General features: G+C 42.2%; 1 protein-coding gene. It reads left to right on the top strand.

Annotation, left to right across the window (positions count from 1 at the left end; translation table 11 throughout):
- Window positions 1-1,790, top strand: a 1,790-nt coding sequence (locus LDM93_RS11295) for a PKD domain-containing protein (protein ID WP_223892522.1), incomplete at both ends; no start/stop codon positions are given.

Genomic DNA, 1,790 nt, shown 5'->3' on the forward strand with positions numbered 1-1,790 from the left:
AACAGTGATACCACTGCTATTGCAGTGAGTTCTTTCTCTGTTGCAGTTACACAGCAGGATGCCTACTTTGATAATATTATTTATAGTGTCCCAACAGGCGGTAATATACCACCGACAGCAGATGCAGGAGCAGACCAGAGTATACAGGTGAACCAGAGTATTACGATTACAGGAAGCGGAACAGACAGTGATGGTTATATCACAGATTATGAGTGGAAAAAAGGCACCATTGTTCTCGCTACAACCGCTTCATTCAGCTATACTCCTGATACCGTAGGGACAGATACACTGACCCTCACTGTAACGGATAATAATGGTAGTACAGCAATAGACAGTATGAATGTAACTGTGACAGCAGTACCATCATCGGACCTACAATGGAATTTCTTTGCATCGGTAGCCGAAGGTACACAGTTTGATGCAGAGGCCGGACTTGATAATTTAATCCATCTTATCTCCAGTAGCTATTATCAGCTCAATTTGTCAGGTGATATAGTTGTTAACGAAAGCCAAGGAGATGAACAACAAGCTATGCTTACTTTCCCTCCAGCTATTGCAGTAGGAGATGATGGAAGTGTTCATATTGTTACACGACATAATGGTTCATCAACAGAGGGTTATGATATTCGTTACAGTCGCCGTAGTGCTGCTGGAAGTTGGGATTCTAGTTATCTTTTTGGTGGTAGAGTGGCACGTAACTATGTTGTAGGAATCAGCTGGACCGATACTGATATTATTATGAGCTCCACTGATGCTAGTGTTGATGGACTATATGGAGATATACGGCTTTGGAAGGCTGGAGATTCTTCTGCAAGTTATTTGGGTGCTTTGACTGGTATGTGGCGTGCTGATGTAGATATTAGAATGCATGGTCAGAATAATAAAATTCACATTGGTGCAGGAAAACATAACAGCAGTTCTGCAGAAGTGTATTACGCTCAAGCAGACATAGGAACAGGACTTAGAGACCGTCTTGATAGTAATACACAGATACATAATGCAGGGAATGTACGTAGGAGTTTCCCTGATCTTGCTATTGATGGACAAAACAATACCCACTTTGTTTATGGTAGTGAGTCTGAAGTCTATTATAACAAATATAATGCAAATGGAGAGAAGATCTTTGTAAGTGATAAAAGAATCTTTGACAACCTTGGTACTTGGCATCTGAGTATAGGACTCTCTGCAGTTGCAGTTTCAGATAATGGTGAGTTTGTTGTTGCAGTTTCACTGCGTGCAAAAGGGGATATATATGCAGATAATTGTGACGTACTTTGGGCATACTCGACAGATGGAGGTGCAAGCTGGAGTAATCCTCAGGATACCGGGAAAAACAGTGATGCAGGTGAAGGACGAAGACGTCCACGCCTAATTAATATAGGAGATAGTTTTATACTACTATATGGAGATAGTACAGTACCAGGAATAAGCATGGGGGTGCTCACGTTCACCTCGGGAGAATCAGCAACCAACACACTACCAACTGCCAATGCAGGAGCAGATCAAAATGTGGAAGTGAACCAGAGTATTACGATTACAGGAAGCGGAACAGACAGTGATGGTTATATCACAGATTATGAGTGGAAAAAAGGCACCATTGTTCTCTCTACAACCGCTTCATTCAGCTATACTCCTGATACCGTAGGGACAGATACACTGACCCTCACTGTAACGGATAATAATGGTAGTACAGCAATAGACAGTATGAACGTGACTGTGACAGCAGTAGCTGGTACTTCTGCCTATAGCGACGACTTCAGCACAGATACGACATCCGATTACACTACCGT

Origin of the sequence: Sulfurovum sp. TSL6 (assembly GCF_019972115.1) — a bacterium.
Classification (GTDB): domain Bacteria; phylum Campylobacterota; class Campylobacteria; order Campylobacterales; family Sulfurovaceae; genus Sulfurovum.